An 18,895-nucleotide genomic window follows, 5' to 3' on the forward strand; every position below is an offset into this window, starting at 1 on the left:
CTGTCGGGTGAGTGAATGTCTTCTTTGCGTATTTTGCCATTGCTGATTTTGGTGTCAGGGCTTGTCCTGTCGCTTAAGGTCGCTGATGTCGTGTCAATCTGGCGCGATGGCGGGGACGTGCAGGAAGCCGCCGCTGTCAGCATGGTGCAGGCCGCCCGCGCGCAGGAAAATCCTGCCGATGCCGCCGGTATTGCCGGTGAACCGGGCCTTGATGACCCGGCAGCAGGCGATGCATCCACCCCGGCGATGGACCAGGAAGCCGCTGCCAGTGGCGAAACCCCGGAAGACCCGCCCAGCTTTGGCGGGGACCCGACCCTGTTTACCCAGGAAGAAATTGACCTTCTGCAAAACCTGTCGGCCCGCCGGGCAGAGCTGGACCGCCGTGAACAGCGCCTTGATGAACGCGAAAGCCTGATCACGGCAGCCGAAGCCCGGATCGACAGCAAAATCGCCGAAATGAAACGGCTGCAAACAACCATTGCCCAGCTTGTTGAAAAGAAAGACGAAAAAGACGAAGACCGGATCAAGAAACTGATCACGGTTTATGAAAAAATGAAGCCAAAGGACGCCGCCCGGATCTGGAACGATCTGGATATGAATATCCTGCTGCAGGTCGCCCAGGGGATGCGCGAAGCCAACACCGCTGCTGTTCTGGCCGAAATGACGCCGGACCGCGCACGCGCACTGACAACGGAACTTGCCTATAAGCGCGATTTGAGCACGCTGCCATTGACAAATCCGTAACCTGTCTGCGTCTAATAAAACACCGAAGCCCAAGAAAGTGAAAAATAACCATCGGGTTTTTAGGGCTGTTCTTGATTCCGGATGGGTGAAGTCCCATTTTTATCGAAGTGAAAAGCCTTGATTAACCTTAATTAAATAGGTACATCACGAAGATAATGTTCCTAACCGAAGCTGGGTATTTTTCCAGATTGACAGCATCATGGAGTGGTAAATGTCCGTCGATCCCAATATGCCAATTCTGATTGTCGATGATTACAAAACCATGTTGCGTATCATCCGTAATCTTCTTCGTCAGTTGAACTTCACCAATATTGAAGAAGCAACCGATGGCAGCATGGCGTTGCGCAAGCTGCGTGAGAAGCCGTTCAGTCTGGTTATTTCCGACTGGAACATGGAGCCGATGACTGGCCTTCAGCTGCTGAAGGAAGTTCGCGCCGATGCAAAACTGAAGGACCTTCCCTTCATCATGATCACCGCCGAAGCCAAGACCGAAAACGTCGTCATGGCGAAAAAGGCCGGTGTATCAAACTACATCGTCAAGCCGTTCAATGCCGAAACCCTCAAGGGTAAGCTGACCACGGTTCTTGGTGATTTCTAAGTCAGAAAAGGGGCACGGGGCATTTTGTCCCGTGATACCGCCGTGGATGATAGCCAACTACGTGATCTGCTGACGCAGCTTAAGAAACGCCTTGAAAAAGGCGATCTTAAGATCGAGGAAGTTTCCGGGCTGGTTGAAAGCCTTGCGAAATATCTTCCTGCCAGCACAAAGACCGACAATCAGGATGAAAAACGCCTGTTTGGCGAACTTGACGAGCTTTCCAGCATCATCCGCAAGATGAAATCGGAAATCGCGTCGCTGCGTCCTGATGACATCAAGGCCGAATACATCCCGAATGCGACTGACGAGCTTGATGCCATCGTTGATGCAACGGCAGGTGCCACGCACGAAATTCTTGATGCGATGGATTCACTTGAAGAATTTGCATCTACCCTGCCGCCCGAACAGGCCGAAATCGTGACCAATGCCACGATGCGCGTCTATGAAGCCTGCAATTTCCAGGACATCACCGGGCAGCGTACGACCAAGGTTGTCAAGGCACTGAAAGCCATTGAAGAACGGGTCGAGGGGCTGGTAACGGCATTTGGCGCGGAAATCGCACGTTATGCCGCGGAAAACCCCCGCAAGGCCAAGGACCAACCCAGTGGCGATGATGCCCTGCTTAATGGTCCGCAGCTTGAAGGCAAGGGTGTGTCGCAGGCCGATATTGATGCGATGTTTAATTGACCCTTTGGGCGAAATGACGAACGGGTATGGCAGAAGCAGAAGATGACGCCCCACAACGCGTAAGTGCCGCCACCGGTGGTACGACGGCGTTGTTTTTGTCGCTTTATCTTTTGCTTCTGGCCTTTTTTATCCTTCTCAACACCATCTCTACCTATGAAGAGGTCAAGGCCCAGAAAGTGCAGCAAAGCCTTTCATCGGCCTTTGCATCCATTCTTCCCCCCACCACCAGCCTTGATACCGTCACATCGGTTGATGGGCCGCTGATTGCCGCCCAGGAAACCCAGCAAAAACTGGGCGATCTGTTTCAGTCACCGCTAAAGGTGGCGCGGGTCGAAGTGCTGCAGCCGGGCAAGCTGCTTGAAGTCATGATGCATACCGACCAGCTTTTTGACCCGGAAAAAATCACCATTCGTGAACGCCAGCGCGGTTTTGTTGCCAATCTGGCCACGGCCCTGGCCGATACCAGCGGCGGTGCGCAATATGAAATGGAAATGATGCTGGGCAGCAATCTTGGCAAACATGGCACCGTGCCGATTGATGGCAGCCTTGAAATTGCCCGTGCTGGTGCCTTTGCCCGGGCGGTCATTGCCGCTGGCGCACCGGCGCGTGCGATTGATGTGGGCATCGATCCCAGTGCGGATCCGTTTATTGTCACTTTCCGGTTTTTCTGGGATCAGACAGCCGCCGCCAAGGCCGCAGCCGAACGGGCCGCTGCTGCCAAACGCGCGATGCAAATGACGGTTCCTTTGCCGTCCCTGCCCAAAAACAATACGGGTGGCCCGTCAGTGACCATTCCCCTGCCAATGGCATCGCCCGGCGTAACCCCCGATATGACAACCGAACCCGGCGCCACCGATACCGGCGCACCGGCCCCAGCGGGAGACGGCGGATGATCGACGAACCAAAAAGGGAAGAACCGACCGGCCCGCCGATCTGGATGCTCAGCCTGGCAGACCTGATTTCGCTGCTGCTGACCTTTTTTGTCATGCTGTTTGCAATGTCGAGCGTGAAGGTGGACCGCTGGGATGAAGTTGTTGATTCCCTGTCGCAATCCATCCGCCCGGCACCGGTTGATCCGACCGATGAACCAACCGCACAAATGAATATTCCCAGGGTTTATCGCAAACCGGCAATGAACCTTGATTATTTAAGTTCGGTAATCGAAGGGGCCATTCGCAAGGACCCGATCCTGCAGCATGCGCGATTGAAGCATGCATCGGATAAACTGGTTATTTCCCTGCCTGGCGATGTGATGTTTGTGCCCGGCAGCGAAAAACTGGCCCAGCCTGCCCGCCAGGCCCTGTTTTTGCTGGGCGGGGTGTTGTCGAATATCGGCAACCGTGTCGGCGTGCAGGGCCACAGCGACCCGCGCCCGGTTAGCGGTCTAAGCCGCTATGCCTCTAACTGGGAATTGTCATTGGCCCGTGCGGCCGAAGTCGCAAACGAATTAAAAAAGTCCGGTTATCTGGATTACATAAATATTTACGGATTTGCGGCATCAAGATACGACGAACTGCCGCGGACCGATGATGAAGACAAGCGCTATGAAATGGCGCGTCGTGTAGACATTGTCATTGAACCCCACGGCGGGAGTGGTGTCGGAGGTTCATAAGGGATGCGATTTGGGTTAACGCGACTGTTGCTGGCTGTTGCCGTCGCGACTGCCGGTATGGTGGTCGCGGTGCAAACGGCGCCGGTTGCCTATGCCCAATCCGCCAATCCCGTGATCATCCGTTCCGGTGACCATGATGGTTATGGCCGCATCGTCATCCAGTGGGACCGCAAAACCGAATATACCGCCGAAATCATCGGCAATCAGCTGGTCGTCCGGTTTAACCAGCCACTGGTGGCATCACTACGCGGTGTCGTTGATCCCATCAGCGATTATGTCTCCGAAGCCTTCTTTGACCCCGATGGTCGCACGGTTGCCTTTGTGCTGCGCAATGATTTTGACGTGCGCGCCTTTAACGTTGGCAACAATGTGGTGCTTGATATCCTGGATAAGCAGGAACCCGCACCCGCGCCAGAACCAACCCCTGCGCCAACACCCACGCCAACGCCAGCTCCTGCAACAACACCTGCCCCTGCACCAACCCCAGCGCAGCCCGCCCCTACGGCAACGCCACCGGCTAGCGGCAATATGCCTGCACCGGCGGCAAAGCCCGCCACACCGGCACCTTCGCGCCCGGCACCTGCACCAACGTCGCCCTCGGTGCCTTCTGCGGCACCATCTGCCAGCGCACCGGCATCGCAACCGCCTGCCAATGCTGCCACTAACGCGGCAGGGCAGAATGTGCCGGGGCTGGAAATTCGTGTTGGCCGGCATCCGACCTTTTACCGGCTGGTTTTTGACTGGCCCAAAAACGTCAATTATCAGGTCACCGGGCCGGACGGGCAAAAAAGCATCGTGTTTGACAGCCCGGCGCGCATTGATGATGTCGCCACGTCCCGGCGTTTGCCCCGTGGCGTGACGCTAACGCAAACCGGCACCACGCCGCTTGGTGTGCAAATTGCGACCGATCCGGCGCGCAGCCTGCGTCATTTCCGCTCTGGCACCAAGGTCGTGGTGGATATCATGGGGGTTAATGGCAACCCGCAGGGCGACGAAGCCCCGGCAGGTACGCCGCGCAGCCCTGCTTCGGGGAATGACAATGTTGTTTCCCAACCCATCACGCCACCGGGCGCACCAGAAACCGCACCGTCCGGTTCGTCGGCATCGGGCAATACGGGCAGCAAGGCACCGGTCAATAACGGCGCAAATGCCAATGCCCCGCGTAAACTTGGTCCGCCCGAAACACCCCGTGCACCAGCCGCAACCGCGTCGGAAGGGCAGGCCGCGGCCGTTGAAAGCATTGGTAAAATCGTTGTTGGTGTCACGCAGGATGCCTCGAAACTGGAACTGACCTTTCCCTTTGGCAGGCCAACAGGGGCCGCCATTTGGGACCGGGCAGGTTTTTTGTGGTTTGCATTTGATACCCGTGCCGAACTGGATCTGGGCCGTGTCCGTCAGGAAGCCAACCAGGTGATTGGCGTGATCGAGCAGCTTGAAAACCCGCAAGGGACGCTGGTGCGCATGACCATCCCCGAAGGGGTCGGCCTGATCACCAAGCAGGATGAACTGGGCGGCTGGGTTGTCACCATGGAGGCCGGGCAGCTTCAACCCGTAGAACGCCTTGGCCCGACGATTGAACTTGATGACGATACCAAGGCCCGGCTGGCCGTTCCCCTGACCGGGGTTCACGACACCATGACGGTGGAAGACCCCGAAGTGGGCGATACCCTGCGCGTGGTGCCCACCACCCAGCCCGGATACGGTATTGAAAGCGCACTGCATTACCCCGAATTTAACGTACTGCCATCCTTTCAGGGGGTTGTGGTTGCGCCAATCAATGACCGGGTAAAGGTTTCGCACCGCACCGGGGCGGCCAACCAGGGCGAAATCGCCGATCCGACCGCACCTGCCACACGGGGCGAGGCCGTGGTGGTGACGGCTGATAACGGCCTTAATATTTCGCCCGAAGGGGCAAAGTTGCTGGCATCGGCAACGGGGGTTCGCGCCCGCACTGGCGATGATGCCGATGCAGGCCGTATCTTTGATCTCGATAACTGGCGTCGCGGCGGGCTGGATAATTACAACCAAGCCATTACCGGTCTTCTGAAGGAAGTTGTCGATAGCGGCGATGAACACCGCAACAAGGCGCGGCTGGATATGGCACGGTATTACGTTGCCAATGGCCTTGGCCCCGAAGCCAATGCCATGATCGAAATGATGGAACGTGACGACCCGCTGATCGGCCAAAAATCCGAATTTCGCGCGCTTAAAGGGGCGGCAAAGTTCCTGAATGGCCAATATGAAGAAGCCGACCGCCTGTTAACCGACCCGCGCGTTGGCGACATGACCGAAGCCAAACTGTGGCGTGCGGTAAACAATGCCGCACGCGGCCGCCCCAATGAAGGGGCGCGTGACCTGATGGAATCCATTCATCTGCTGGATCGTTACCCGCCCGAACTTCTGATGCGTCTTGGCCCGGTTGCTGCCGAACAGGCCCTGATTGTCAAAAATCCGAAGGCGGGGATGGAAGTCATCCGCAAGATGCTGGAAACACCGGACGCACCGAAAAACAAGCTTCTGGATGTGGAATATCTGAAAGGCCTGTTTGAACAGGAAGCCGGGCAGTTTGACCAGGCCATTGCCACCTGGGACAAAGTTGCCGATGGTGATAACCGCAAGGCGCGGGCACATGCCATTTTTGACCGCACCGAACTGCTGTTGAAATTAAAACGCCTAACGGTTGATGATGCCATCGCCCAGCTTGAAAAACTGCGTTTCGCCTGGCGCGGCGATGATTTTGAACTCGCCGTTCTGCGCCGGCTGGGGAACCTGCAAATCGAAGGCAAACATTTCCGCGATGGTTTGAAAACCCTGCGCCAGGCCGCCATTTTCTTCCCCAACCATCCGTCCACACCGGCGGTAACGGAAAAAATGCATAAAACCTTCGAAGACCTTTACCTTGGCGATGACATCAACAATATCTCCGCCATCAAGGCCGTCGCCCTTTATGATGAATTCCGCGAACTGACCCCGGCCGGTGAAAAGGGGGATGAACTCATCCGCCGTCTTGCCGATCGCATGGTCAGTGTCGAACTGTTTGGCCGGGCCGAGGATTTATTGCTTCATCAGATCGATTTCCGCCTGACCGGCCATGAAAAGGCCCGGGTGGCAGCCCGTTTGGCGTTGGTTTATCTGCTCGATGACAAACCCAAACAGGCACTTGATGTTCTGGATTCCAGCGACAGCCCCGAACTTGGCGATGACCTGACAAATCAGCGTCTGCATCTGCGTGCCCGTGCCCTGCTTGATACCGATCAGGGTGAAGAAGCCATGAAGCTTCTGGCCGATGATATGACCGATGACGCCGAATTTTTGCGAATCGAATATTACAGAAAACAGAAAAACTACGGCGCAATGGCCGATAGTTTCCAGCGTCTGGTGGGAAGTGACCCGGGAAATATCGTCGATGGCTTTAGTGATCAGCGCGCCCAATATGTGCTGAACTGGGCGATCAATCTGGCGATGTCGGGCCGGGAACGCGAACTTGATATGGTTAAGCGACGCTATGGTGCGCTGATGTCCAAAGGCCCCTACGCCAAAGGATTTGAGCTGATCACATCCTCCCCCACACGCGGCCTGATCGATTATCGTTCCATCGCAGGCGAGATCAAAGAAGTCGAAGACTTCAAAGGCTTCCTTGGTAACTATCGGGATCAATTGGAAAAAACCCAGCTAAGCGCGATCAATTGATGCCAGCCACGGCATCTGCTGTCCTGCGCTGATTTGAATGGATCAAAAAAATAAGGGTGCTGTGTCAACCGTCACAGCACCCTTTTGCTTGCGTCGGTTATAACTGGCAGGGTCAATATTCCCTGTCGCAAAAAGTTACCAAGGACAGAGACGCGAAAGCAAAATCGCGCATTGACGCAGAATGGTTCGCACCGCCAACAGGTGATTTTCCGTAACTGGCAGTTACCATGCGGCGCTAGTCGTAAGAATAGGCAGTTGCACTTTGCAAATATTTGTCTATTCTTTTACTCGTATATTTCTAGTGTGTGAGGACTGAGGGCAGATGGATCGCGCACTCAAAATGGTTTATTACGATGACGCGGATGTCGAACACGACATCTTTGCGCAGCTGAATCTTGCCCTGAAAAATTTCCGTGGCATCGGAATGCCGCGTGATGAATCAGCTACCCGTCGTATCCTTGACCAGATCCACCGTCAAAGCCGTGCTTTTGCCGCTGTCTGCTATGGCTTCATGCGCAGCAAGGGCATTGGTGTCAGCCGGGATTCCGGCGAAGGCCAGCAATGGTACCGCGAAGCAGCCTACTGGTTCCGCGAAGAAGCCGAAGCAGGCGAGGGCACCTCGGCCAACAATCTTGGCTTCCTTTATGCCAAGGGCCTTGGCGTACCCGAAAATCCCGACATGGCCGCCGAATGGTTTCGCGATGCAGCTGACCGCGGTTCATCGGTCGCGACCTATAATCTCGGTGTCTGTTATCTTAATGGATGGGGCGTTGAACAGGATGACGGTAAAGCTGTCGAACTGTTGCAGTCGGCCTGCGATAATAATGATGTCGCGGCGGCCAGCGTACTTGCCTATCTGTATCTTGAAGGGCGCGGCGTAAAACGCGACCCGGCCAAATCCTTTGAATTCAATTTGCGCGCCGCCCGTGCCGGCAGCATCGAGGCTGCATCCGCCCTTGGTTATGCCTTTGGCGTGGGCCTTGGCGCAGAACGCAATATCGAAGCCTCGATCAGCTGGTTTGAACTTGCCGCTGGCGAAGGTGATGCCTATGCCCAGGCCAATCTGGCCATGTATTTCTGCCATAGCTCGGAACTCAAGCTGTTTAACCGTGGCTGGCAGATGCTTTCCATGGCCTGTGACCAGGGCGACGTTTCGGCCAAATACCAGATGACGCAAATTCTGATTTTCGGCGTCAAACATCGCGAACCCGATTACAGCAAGGCGCTGGATCTGGCGATGGATCTGGCGGAATTGGGCCATCCCGGCGGGTATCACCTGATTGGTGTCATGTATGAACATGGCCTTGGCGTGCCGGTTGATATGAAACGTGCCGCGGGCTGGTACGAACGTGCTGCGCGCAAGGGTTCGGCCAATGGCCAGTCGGCGCTGGGTCGCCTTTATGCCATTGGCAATGGTGTCGATCAGGACAATGTCCAGGCCTATTACTGGCTGAAAATGGCAGCACCGGCCAATAACACCCATGCCTATCGCGAATTTGATGCCGTGCGCGCACGCATGACCATCGATGAAATTCGCCGTGCCGATCAGCTTTTCGCCAGTGACCCGGCCCCGCGCCGCGTCAATGTTGGCCTTCGCGCCATCGACTGATACTGGCCGCGATCTGCGCAATCCTTAAGCCGCAACCGAAATAAAAACGCTCCTGCCGGTTATACCGTGCAGGGGCTTTTCGTTGATATCGGGTTTATGGCTTGGGGCGCGGGCGAAAAACCGACCGGCGCAGCAGCGTAAATACCGCCACCGAAATGGCAATTTCGACCGTCAGGCGGAAGATGATAGCCGGTACCAGCAGGGCTTCGTTTTGCGGTGGATACCAGTTTTGAAACGGCTGCACATTCCACAGCAGATACAGGCCAATGGCATCAACCCAGATCAGAATAAGCGAAAGTCCCGCCAGTTTGCCCGGCGCAAATATTGGCGCCTTCAGGCGTAATCCAACCAATGCATAGACCAGCCCCAATGCTGCCAATGCCACACCTGGCAATAACATCAGGCTGAAAAAGGTATAGGCGCTGGCGGTGAAGTTAAATCCAATATCAGACATCGGCGATCAGAAACCCGTTTTGCATCATCAGACGGTGCCGGTTCCGTGCGAGGCATAAAACACCGGGGGCGTTGCCTTGGCTAACTGCCGCCAAAACTTTGCACCAGAGACCCGGAAATAAGATACCAGCCATCAACCAGCACAAAAAAGATCAGCTTGAAGGGCAGCGAGATCACCACAGGCGGCAGCATCATCATGCCCATCGACATCAGGATACTGGCAACCACCATGTCGATGATCAGGAAGGGAATGAACAGCAAAAAGCCGATTTCAAAGGCGCGGCGCAATTCGCTGATCATGAAAGCCGGGATCAGGGCGCGCAGCGGCACATCATCGGGGTTGCTAACCGTGACCTTCGCCATATTCACAAATAGTTCCAGGTCGCGGTCGCGCACTTGCGTCATCATGAAGTCATGCACCGGTTTGATCGCCCGGTCCATGCCTTCAAATTCGTCGATATCGCCATTGATCATGGGCTGAAGGCCTTCATCCCATGACCGTTCCATGGTTGGCATCATGATAAACAGGGTCAAAAACAGCGCCAGACTGACCATCACCTGGTTGGGCGGGGATTGCTGAATGCCAAGGGCTGTGCGCAACAGGCCCAGAACCACAATGATACGGGTAAAGGATGTGACCATCACCAGAATGGCCGGTGCCAGGCTTAGCACCGTGATCAGGCCAATCAGCTGGATCATCCGCCCGGTGGATGTCACACCCGGCCCGTCACCCAGATCAAGGTTGAAGGACTGGGCATGGGCAACATCCCCCCCCACCAGCACCGCCATCAGCGGCAGCAGCGACCATAATGCCGCAAGTTTCAAAACCCGCATCTTCGCGCCGCGTTGTGTGGTGCTGCCGGATGTTTTACCTGCATGGCCTGCATCACCCGCTGGCGTCTCGTAGGTCATCCGGGCTTGTGCCTGTTTGCGGGGCGGGGTGGGGCGGAAAAACATCATGGCATCACATTCCGGTCATTGCGGGCTGTCCGGTTTTCGCTGTCAGTGGTGGTTTGGGGCGCATCTTTGCGGGTTTCTGTTGCGTCTTCATCGCCCAGAAGCTGCTCGAACGTGGTGCCGATATTGCGTTCCACCACCACATCGCCATTTGGCGATAAAACAATCAGATGTTCGGTATCATCGCGGCGCACCAGCACCAGCCGGCGTTTGGCATCAAGGGGTAAAACCTCGATCAGGGCCAGTCGGCGTTTTTTGCCCCGGTTTATCGTGCGTGCACCGGGCACAAACCGCCGTGCCAACAGCGCGATCACGCCAATCAGCGCCAGCACAAATACCAGTGCGGCAATAAACCGGAAATACGACCCCATATCCATCGCTGGCTGACTATCCCCTGTTTTTCAAACTGGTCGCGCCGGGCGACGGCAATCATGATCTTTGTGGATTATCGCACCCTTGGCAATGGTGCAAGCAACAAGCGCCCCGGTTCCCATCCTGCATCGTGCGCTTTTGGCCGTGCCCCTGGCACATCTTAAACCCTAAGCGCTGGTCAGACCGGCCATGATCTGCAAGGTGCAGGTCGGGCGGTAAGGCCGGTTTGGGTATGGTCTTTGCCTGCCAAACCTGCCCCGTCATATCGGCTGTTGTTCGCAGCATCCGGTGGGCTTAGCGGTTGCGCGCAGCCTGGGCATAGGCATTGATCGCCTGGTTGGAATTGTTCAGGCCGCGAAGCTGGCGCTGCAAACTGGCATGTTCGCTGCGCATCCCTTCTTCCAGCCGGTCAAGGTCGGCCTTCAGCGCCGATAGGAAGGGCGCTGCCTTTTCGCGGTCAGCGGGGGACAGGTTTTTGGCATTGCCGCACAAATCGGCAATGCGTGTCTCCAATGATCCCAGTTCCACCACCTTGCCTTCATCAAGAAAGCGCTGGCTGGTCGCGACCAGGGATAAAACCCGCTTTAAATCCTGTTTGAACTGTTCAAGCGTCATGCGGCGGTTCCTGCAATTTATCGTCGGTGGTCACTAACCGGGAAATCTTGTCATTGTCGGTGGTGGTGGCACGGTCCTGTGTGCCGTAAATCTGATTGATGCGATAGATATAGTTCAAAATCTCGGCCACGGCGGCAAAGGCTTCAAGCGGGATTTCACTATCCACATCAACCGCCATCAGAATTTCGGCCAGGTCACTGTCCTGGCGAACCCTGATGCCCTTGGCAAAGGCAACCTGCAAAATCTGTTCCGCAACACTGCCCTGGCCCTTTGCCGCCAGGATTGGCGCATTGTCGCGCCCCTGCAAATAACGCAGGGCAACAGCCACCTGGTCCTTGCGGCCGGGTGCGGCAAGTTTTTCCCTTTCTGGCGTATCGCGTTCCGCCAGCAGGTCAATGCTGCTTTTTTTGCCGGTCATTTTTGCCCAATCAATTCGCGAATGGCCCAAAACAGGTCCGGTCCATTCCAAACAGGGTTGATCATAGATGGCTGTTGGTCAATAAATCCTTGCCAGCCATCAATCGATGCAAAATTCCCTGTGGGCTTTTCGGCGGTGACGTTATCCCGCCCAAATTGGTTTCGCAGCAATTGGCCGGGCAGGCAACAGGGAAGGGGCAAATAAAATGACCCGCGCACAAGGCGTGTTGCAAGGGCCGCTAATTCCGGCATCTGCGCTAAAGGCGGGTTTAGCGCAAAGGGGCGCTAATTATTGGTCTTCCGACGTGTTTTTGGAACTGTCGCCACGTTTGACATCGGCCTTGCGGGCCGGTTTGTCGCTGGCAGGGGTGGTATCGGCATCATCGTCGCGGCTGTTGAAAATACGGGCCAGATCAACGCTGGCGGTTGCCGAACGGTTTTCATCCTGGATGCGGTCATAAAGTTCCCGGCGCAGAACCTGGATATTTTCCGGGAAGGTAAAGCCCAGCTTTACGGTTTTCCCGCGAACCTCGACCACGGTGACTTCAATATTGTCATCAATGATAACGGAGTCGCCGACTTTTCGGGTCAGATAGAGCATGTTTGGTCCTGGTTCTTTTAATCCGGGCGAGGCCCGTCTGTTCGGGTTGCATGACTATGCCCGCTTTGTTGCCATTGGTCCAGTGGGCATCAGGCATAAAGCAATTGCTGCTTTTTAGGAAAGTGGCACGGGATATGCAAGGAAATGGTTGTCGGGTGAAACCGGGTCTGACGGACAAGGTCAGAGACTTCGAAAACGCTTCGTTAACTCCGGCTTTACCACCAAACCCGATACTGGGTCGGAACGAGAAAGGGTAGTTATCATGGATATCGGCAAACTGAGCATGTTCGCCAACATGAAAGAAAAGATGGACTGGCTTAACCAGCGTCAGCAGGTTATCGCCCAGAACATCGCCAATTCCGATACGCCCGGCTATCGCCCTGAAGACCTTAAGGAATTTAACCCGGCAAAGGTTGGTGGTGATCGCCAGTTCATTCTGGCAATGGCCAAAACCGAACCGGGCCACAGTGCGGGCCTGCACAAGCCGCAGAATTTCAAGGCGGAAGAAGTTCGCAAGAACTACGAAGTCGCACCGGACAAAAACGCCGTGGTGATCGAAGAACAACTGGTCAAGATGAACGAAAACCGCATCGATTTTCAGACCATGACGCGCCTTTATGCCAAGCAAAGTGAAATGATCAAAACGGCCATTGGTCGTTCCAGCTAAGCTGTTGCATTCAATAGGAATTAAATGACATGGAACTCTATCGCGCATTTCAGATTTCTGCCGCAGGCATGAAGGCACAGGGCACCCGGTTACGCGTCGCAGCTGAAAACATGGCAAACGCCGAAAGCCTGCCGACCCGCGCTGGTGAAGACCCCTATCGCCGCAAGATCCTGACTTTCAAAAACGTCATGGACCGCGAAACCGGTGTTGATCTGGTCAAGGTGAACAAGGTTTACGACGACAAATCGCCGTTCGGCCTGAAATATGAACCATCCCACCCGGCAGCAAATGCCCAGGGCTATGTTCAGACTCCGAATGTTGAACCGATGATCGAGATGATGGACCTGCGCGAAGCCCAGCGCAGTTATGAAGCCAATCTCAATGTGATACAGTCTTCGCGCAGCATGCTGTTGCAGACTCTGGACATTATCCGTTAAGGTTAACCCTCAAGGATAAGGAGACCGCGCCATGATCAATAACAGCTTTGCCAATGCAATTTCTGCCTACCGCAATGCGGCTGATGGCAAAACCGACACGGCTGCGGATCGTATCCAGAACGGCACCGCCGTTGACCCGGGGCAAAGCTTTTCGGACATGGTGCGCGATGCCGCCGTTGATGCCCGCGAAACCATGATGAACAGCGAAACCATGACCCAGAAAGCCATTGTGGGTAAGGCCGAGCTGCATGAAGTGGTGACGGCGGTTTCTGCTGCCGAAGTCACCCTGCGCACGGTTGTTTCCGTTCGTGACAAGGCCCTTCAGGCCTATCAGGAAATTTTGCGTATGCCGATCTGACCGGTTTTTTAACCGCCCGGCAAAATCTGCACGGTGCCGCATTGCTTGCGAAATGCAGGGAAATGCGGCATTTTCTTTTTCTGCATTCCTTTCTTTTTGCGTTCATCCATGCCACAACAAAATCATGGCGGCGGGGCGCACCCATCCTGTATGAAGAAATACGGGCGTTCGGTTGCAAGGGCCGGCCGCCAATAGCATCGCAAGGCAGCGCAACAGCGACGGAGACGCTTTTTCGATGAATCAGGCCGAAATCATGGATGTGGCCTATGACGCGGTTTGGACCCTGATCAAGGTTTCCGGGCCGGTCATGCTGATTGCGTTAGGTGTTGGTTTGATCATTGCCCTGTTTCAGGCCCTGACCCAAATCCAGGAAATGACGCTGACCTTCGTTCCGAAAATTCTGGTGATTTTCATTTCGCTGCTGGTCCTGCTGCCCTTCATGATGAGCGAGCTGATCGAATTTACCAACCGCATGGTTGACCATTTTATCGGCCTGCCCAATTAGCCGGGATATCCAACCGGCTTTCAATTTGCCCGGCATTTCATTTTACGGGTCTGGTGTGATCAACCCCTAACAGGCTTTAAATGTCATCGCTTCAGGACCTTCTTGTTCTTGATCTTTATGTTGTCCTGATGACATTCGCCAGGGTGGGGGCGGCGTTTGCGTTCATGCCGGGTTTTGGCTCAACCATGGTGCCAACGCGGGTGCGGCTTTTGCTGGCATTGTGGATTGCGGTGGTAATTTCCCCGCTGACATCCCCGCTTATTCCCGAACAGCCCGGTGATGCACCCACGCTTTTTGTCTATCTGGCATTTGAAATTACCATTGGCTTGTTTTTTGGCATGTTCGGGCAAATCCTGATGGCCGCGCTGCAAACGGCAGGCTCGATCATTGCCTACACATCATCCATGGCCAACGCCTTTACCAATGACCCGATTGCCGGGCAGCAAAGTGCGGTAACCGGGCGTCTGCTAACCCAGGTGGGGCTTGTTTTTCTGTTTGCCACCGGGCTTGATCATTTGCTGATCCAGGCCATGTTTGAAACATACACCCTGTTTCCCCCCGGCGGTAAATTGCCGGTCGGCGATATGAGCGAGTTTATCTCGCATGCGATCAATGACAGCTTTACGATCGCAATGAAAATGGCGGCACCGTTTCTGGTGATTTCGGTTGTCCTGCAGGCTGCGCTGGGCCTGCTTAACAAGCTGATGCCGCAATTACCGGTGTTTTTTGTCGCGATGCCGGTGCAAATCGCGGTGGCTTTCTTCTTGTTCCTTGTTGTAATGCCATCCATGATGTTGGTGTTTTCAGGGTATTTTGAAAACGGGCTGGAAAACTTTACCGCCCCCTAGGTGCTATCAGGCGGGGTAATCCCGGTCTGGTCCCTTCCAGGATGTGAGCATGGCCGACGACGAAGACGACAGCCAAAAAACAGAAGACCCTTCCCAAAAAAAGCTCGATGACGCGCGAGAGAAGGGCCAGGTGCCGGTTTCCAAGGAAGTCGGCAATTTCGTGCTTCTGTTTGGTGGTGCACTGGTAATCATGATGATGGCGCCCGGCATGGCCGATGGCGTGCGGAATTACTCGTTGCAATTTATCATGCATCCCCAGGATTTCAGCTTCGACCCCGAAAGCATCCGGCTGTTATGGCAGGATATGATTATCGGGTTTTTCAAAATCCTGGGTGTGCCGTTTTTGCTGCTGGTGTTTTTTGCCGCAGCCGGGCATCTGGTGCAAAACGGGCTGGTGGTTTCTGCCGAACGGCTGAATATCGATATCACCAAGCTCAGTCCGCTCAAGGGCCTGAAAAACCTGTTTTCGATGAAAACGCTGGTCGAATTCGTCAAGAATATCATGAAGATCATTCTTGTCGGTGCGGTGCTTGCAGTGGTGATCATTCCGAAAATGAATGATATCGAACTGTATCCCCAGCTTTCCCTGCCCGAAATACTCGATCACCTTTATCAGCTGATCATTATTCTGCTGATTGCCGCTGTGTCGCTTACAGCGGTTATTGCCGGTATGGACTTTGCCTATCAGCGCTATGAATTTAACAAAACCATGCGCATGTCCAAACAGGAACTGAAAGACGAATATAAACAGACCGAAGGCAGCCCGGAAATCAAGGCCAAGGTCCGCCAGATCCGTATGGAACGTGCCCAACGCCGCATGATGCAGAATGTGCCCAGCGCCGACGTGATTGTCACCAACCCGACGCACTATGCTGTCGCTCTGAAATATGATGCCCTGACCATGCAGGCCCCGCGCTGTGTTGCCAAGGGGCAGGATAATGTCGCGCTGCGCATCCGCGAGGTGGCAAAGGAAAACAATGTCACCGTGCTGGAAAACCCGCCGGTGGCCCGCGCGCTTTATGCTTCGGTCGAGATCGATCAGGAAATTCCGCCCGAACATTACAAGGCCGTTGCCGAAATCATCTCCTACGTCTTCCGGGTGCGGGGCAAAAAATTCAACTAGGTCGGCGTGGCCCCCATCGCGGCCTATTCTTGCGTCCGATCATGCATATCCTGTTTGCTGTTATGCCTGATGGTAAATCGGATGGCACCTTTATGTGCACCTTGTCAAACGGCGGCGGGGCCTTCCCGAATGTTACAGTGATCTAAAATCATGCGATCACAATGGCCTAATGCCATTGGCAAGGGGGCGGTGGGGTGGTAATCTCTGGCGCTTATCCTGCCGCCTGTGCATTATTTCATGGCGTGAAGCTGTGCTATTTCTGTTTCACCCATGTTGAAAACCATCCCGGGGATATAAATATACCCACCGCATTGTATAGGTTATGCTATACCGAAATCCGCCTGTTACAGTCGCCATTGCGCAATCAAATAACAAAATGGTGCTGTTCGTTTAACAGTTTACACCACCTTGCCGGGGTGGAACGTTCGGGAATGTCTGTATGAAGCTTCGTCTCTCAGGGCAGATCGCGCTGTCCAACGCCATCATCGTTGTGATGCTTGTCGCGGTCGCTGTCGGTATCGGGTTTGTTGACCTGGATGCACGACGTACCACTTCGGAAGCCGTCGAAGTTGCTTCTGTTACCACAAATGATATCCCCGTTCTGATCCATAGCATTTCCGATGCACGCTATAATGTCATCCAGGTGCAGCAATGGCTGTCCGACATTTCGGCGACCCGCGGGCAGGATGGCCTTGATGACGGTTTTGATATGGCCGAAGAGGCCGCCCAAGCCCTTAAAAAGGACCTGGACGAAGCGCGTGCAATCGCCACGCGCCTGAACCAGCAAAAAATCGTCGATGCCCTTTCCGCGGTCGAAGCCGCCTTTCCGTCCTATTACGCGCAGGGCAAGGAAATGGCGAAGGCCTATATTGCTGGCGGGTCCGAACAGGGCAACAAGATTATGGGCAGTTTCGACGCCGAGGCCGAGAAAATGTCCGAAGCCCTGGTCGCCATGGTTCGCGAAACCCAGGCTTTCAGTTCCAGCACCGAAGACCACCTTGCCAACAAGCTGACCGAACTTGATGCCAGCATCACCAAGGTTTTTTATCTGACCACCGGTGTCACGATTGCCGCTGTTGTTGTTTGCGGGCTGATCGCCCTTTTCATGCATCGCCGTATCGGTGTGCCGTTAACGGGCATGGTTGGTAATTTGCGCAAACTTTCCGAAGGCAATTACGAAGTTGTCGTACCGCAAACCGACCGCACCGATGAAATTGGCGATCTTGGCCGTGTGCTGGAAGTTTTCCGCGAAACCGGCCTGCAGGCTGACCGGATGCGCAAGCAGCAGGAACAGGAACGCCTGAACGCCGAAAAGAACCGCCGCGATGCCCTGCTTGCCATGGCGGAAAAGGTTGAAACCGAAACCGGCCGCGTGGTTGAAACCATTTCCCAGCAATCGGGCAATCTGGCATCGGCGGCAAGCCGTATGTCCAAATCGGCCGATACGGTGCAGGCAAATGCGCAGTCGGTGTCATCGGCGTCCCATCAGGCACTTGCCACGGTCGAAGCCGTTGCCGGTGCGGGCGAGGAACTGAACTCGTCGCTGGTTGAAATCAACACCCAGATCGATCACGCCAACCGCATCAGCGCCGAGGCCGTTTCGGCCAGTAACGAAACCGAAAGCACCATTGCACGGCTGTCCGAAACCGTTAACGGCATCAGCGAAGTGGTCGAACTGATTTCCGGCATTGCCGCGCAGACCAACCTTCTGGCCCTGAACGCCACGATCGAAGCTGCACGCGCAGGCGAAGCCGGCAAGGGTTTTGCCGTCGTGGCCCAGGAGGTGAAAAATCTGGCAACGCAAACCGGCCGTTCGACCGACGAAATCACCCGTCAGATCGGTGAAATTCAGGCCGTAACCGAAACCGCTGTTCATGCAGTTGCCCAGATCGCCGAGAAAATTCGCGATATCGATATGATCTCGACCGCGATTGCCGCCGCCGTTGAAGAACAAAGTGCCGCCACCAGCGAAATCGCCCGCAACGTCAATGACAGTGCTGCTGCGTCCCGTGAAGTGTCTGGCCGTATTGGCGAGGTATCGGACGAAGCCGCCATTACCGGCGATCTTGCTGCCGAAGTCGGCCAGTTGTCCGATCAGGTGGCCCATGCCGTGCGCGATCTGCGCAAGGTTCTGGTCGATGTTGTCCGTACCTCGACCAGCGATGTGGACCGCCGGGGTGCCCCGCGCGCGCAGGTATCGATCAAAACCCGCGCCAAGGTGCATGGAAACAGCTTTGACGCCGAAATCCTCAATATTTCCGAAGGCGGCGCGCTGATCAAATCGGCCAGCAAACTTGCTCAGGGCATGATGATCGAACTAGAAGTCCCCGCCATTGCCGGTGCGTTGTCGGGCCGTGTTTGCGCGGTCAATGATGGTGAAGCCAGCATCGAATTCAATATTGGTGAATCCGTACGTGCCACCCTGCAAAAGTTCGTCTCGCGCCATCTCTAGGCGTTTGTGCGCAGGCAGGTGCCGGGCTTGTTTGTCACAACCCGGTGACTCGTAAATCTGATTCGAAAGGGCCGCGGGATCATGACCGTGGCCCTTTTGGCATTTAAGGGGCTGTTTGCCTTTGGGTATGCATCTTGTCTGTTTCCCCAA

20 protein-coding genes are annotated in these 18,895 nt (G+C 55.2%); 14 read left to right on the forward strand and 6 right to left on the reverse strand.

The features are described from left to right. Nucleotides 1-15 precede the first annotated feature (15 nt). The 7 genes from CSC3H3_RS04205 (at nt 16) to CSC3H3_RS04240 (ending at nt 8,940) form a co-directional block, all read left to right on the forward strand. Nucleotides 16-744, forward strand: coding sequence for a MotE family protein (locus CSC3H3_RS04205; protein ID WP_101263930.1), 729 nt, complete (start codon nt 16-18; stop codon nt 742-744). A gap of 211 nt (nt 745-955) precedes the next feature. Continuing rightward, nucleotides 956-1,342 carry a response regulator gene (locus tag CSC3H3_RS04210; protein ID WP_085580778.1) on the forward strand — a complete coding sequence of 129 codons (387 nt, stop codon included), beginning with the start codon at nt 956-958 and terminating at the stop codon, nt 1,340-1,342. Between the two features lie 24 nt (nt 1,343-1,366). Continuing rightward, nucleotides 1,367-2,029 (forward strand): chemotaxis protein CheZ, encoded by a 663-nt coding sequence (locus CSC3H3_RS04215; RefSeq protein ID WP_101263931.1) that lies wholly within the window; start codon nt 1,367-1,369, stop codon nt 2,027-2,029. Between the two features lie 26 nt (nt 2,030-2,055). After that, nucleotides 2,056-2,922, forward strand: coding sequence for a hypothetical protein (locus tag CSC3H3_RS04220; RefSeq protein ID WP_172963391.1), 867 nt, complete (start codon nt 2,056-2,058; stop codon nt 2,920-2,922). Then, complete coding sequence (locus tag CSC3H3_RS04225) at nt 2,919-3,641, forward strand: OmpA/MotB family protein (RefSeq protein WP_101263932.1); 723 nt, start codon at nt 2,919-2,921, stop codon at nt 3,639-3,641. The genes CSC3H3_RS04220 and CSC3H3_RS04225 overlap by 4 nt, the downstream gene beginning before the upstream one ends. Nucleotides 3,642-3,644: 3 nt before the next feature. Then, nucleotides 3,645-7,331 carry a hypothetical protein gene (locus tag CSC3H3_RS24815; RefSeq protein ID WP_215907552.1) on the forward strand — a complete coding sequence of 1,229 codons (3,687 nt, stop codon included), beginning with the start codon at nt 3,645-3,647 and terminating at the stop codon, nt 7,329-7,331. A 322-nt stretch (nt 7,332-7,653) separates the two neighbouring features. Next, nucleotides 7,654-8,940: a tetratricopeptide repeat protein gene (locus tag CSC3H3_RS04240; protein ID WP_101263934.1), complete on the forward strand. Its 1,287-nt coding sequence runs from the start codon at nt 7,654-7,656 to the stop codon at nt 8,938-8,940. A 94-nt stretch (nt 8,941-9,034) separates the two neighbouring features. Here CSC3H3_RS04240 and CSC3H3_RS04245 read toward each other — a convergent pair whose 3' ends face one another. The 6 genes from CSC3H3_RS04245 to csrA all read right to left on the reverse strand — a co-directional run bounded on the left by CSC3H3_RS04245 (nt 9,035) and on the right by csrA (nt 12,355). Then, on the reverse strand, nt 9,035-9,394 hold the full coding sequence (locus tag CSC3H3_RS04245; RefSeq protein WP_101283925.1) for a hypothetical protein: 360 nt from the start codon (nt 9,392-9,394) through the stop codon (nt 9,035-9,037). A gap of 80 nt (nt 9,395-9,474) precedes the next feature. Further along, nucleotides 9,475-10,227 carry a flagellar type III secretion system pore protein FliP gene (fliP, locus tag CSC3H3_RS04250; RefSeq protein ID WP_101286088.1) on the reverse strand — a complete coding sequence of 251 codons (753 nt, stop codon included), beginning with the start codon at nt 10,225-10,227 and terminating at the stop codon, nt 9,475-9,477. A gap of 122 nt (nt 10,228-10,349) precedes the next feature. After that, nucleotides 10,350-10,727 carry a FliO/MopB family protein gene (locus CSC3H3_RS04255; protein ID WP_101283927.1) on the reverse strand — a complete coding sequence of 126 codons (378 nt, stop codon included), beginning with the start codon at nt 10,725-10,727 and terminating at the stop codon, nt 10,350-10,352. Nucleotides 10,728-11,016: 289 nt separating this feature from the next. Further along, complete coding sequence (locus CSC3H3_RS04260; RefSeq protein WP_101263937.1) at nt 11,017-11,337, reverse strand: hypothetical protein; 321 nt, start codon at nt 11,335-11,337, stop codon at nt 11,017-11,019. Beyond that, entirely contained in the window at nt 11,327-11,755 is a 429-nt protein-coding gene (locus CSC3H3_RS04265; RefSeq protein WP_101283928.1) for an EscU/YscU/HrcU family type III secretion system export apparatus switch protein, read from the reverse strand. The genes CSC3H3_RS04260 and CSC3H3_RS04265 overlap by 11 nt, the downstream gene beginning before the upstream one ends. Nucleotides 11,756-12,043: 288 nt before the next feature. Then, nucleotides 12,044-12,355: a carbon storage regulator CsrA gene (gene csrA / locus CSC3H3_RS04275; RefSeq protein ID WP_101263940.1), complete on the reverse strand. Its 312-nt coding sequence runs from the start codon at nt 12,353-12,355 to the stop codon at nt 12,044-12,046. 262 nt (nt 12,356-12,617) lie between these two features. Between csrA and flgB the strand changes: the two genes are divergently transcribed. The 7 genes from flgB to CSC3H3_RS04310 all read left to right on the forward strand — a co-directional run bounded on the left by flgB (nt 12,618) and on the right by CSC3H3_RS04310 (nt 18,745). Further along, entirely contained in the window at nt 12,618-13,022 is a 405-nt protein-coding gene (flgB, locus tag CSC3H3_RS04280; RefSeq protein WP_101263941.1) for a flagellar basal body rod protein FlgB, read from the forward strand. A 29-nt stretch (nt 13,023-13,051) separates the two neighbouring features. After that, nucleotides 13,052-13,459: a flagellar basal body rod protein FlgC gene (gene flgC, locus CSC3H3_RS04285; RefSeq protein ID WP_101263942.1), complete on the forward strand. Its 408-nt coding sequence runs from the start codon at nt 13,052-13,054 to the stop codon at nt 13,457-13,459. A 31-nt stretch (nt 13,460-13,490) separates the two neighbouring features. Continuing rightward, entirely contained in the window at nt 13,491-13,817 is a 327-nt protein-coding gene (gene fliE, locus CSC3H3_RS04290) for a flagellar hook-basal body complex protein FliE (protein ID WP_101263943.1), read from the forward strand. 235 nt (nt 13,818-14,052) lie between these two features. Beyond that, nucleotides 14,053-14,322 carry a flagellar biosynthesis protein FliQ gene (gene fliQ / locus CSC3H3_RS04295; RefSeq protein WP_101263944.1) on the forward strand — a complete coding sequence of 90 codons (270 nt, stop codon included), beginning with the start codon at nt 14,053-14,055 and terminating at the stop codon, nt 14,320-14,322. 80 nt (nt 14,323-14,402) lie between these two features. Next, nucleotides 14,403-15,170, forward strand: a complete 768-nt coding sequence (gene fliR, locus CSC3H3_RS04300) for a flagellar biosynthetic protein FliR (RefSeq protein WP_101263945.1) — start codon at nt 14,403-14,405, stop codon at nt 15,168-15,170. A gap of 49 nt (nt 15,171-15,219) precedes the next feature. After that, nucleotides 15,220-16,293, forward strand: coding sequence for a flagellar biosynthesis protein FlhB (flhB, locus tag CSC3H3_RS04305; RefSeq protein WP_101283932.1), 1,074 nt, complete (start codon nt 15,220-15,222; stop codon nt 16,291-16,293). 439 nt (nt 16,294-16,732) lie between these two features. Next, a complete protein-coding gene (locus tag CSC3H3_RS04310; protein ID WP_101283934.1) occupies nt 16,733-18,745 on the forward strand; it encodes a methyl-accepting chemotaxis protein in 2,013 nt (670 codons plus the stop codon). Nucleotides 18,746-18,895 lie beyond the last annotated feature (150 nt).

The organism is Thalassospira marina (assembly GCF_002844375.1).
Lineage (GTDB): Bacteria > Pseudomonadota > Alphaproteobacteria > Rhodospirillales > Thalassospiraceae > Thalassospira > Thalassospira marina.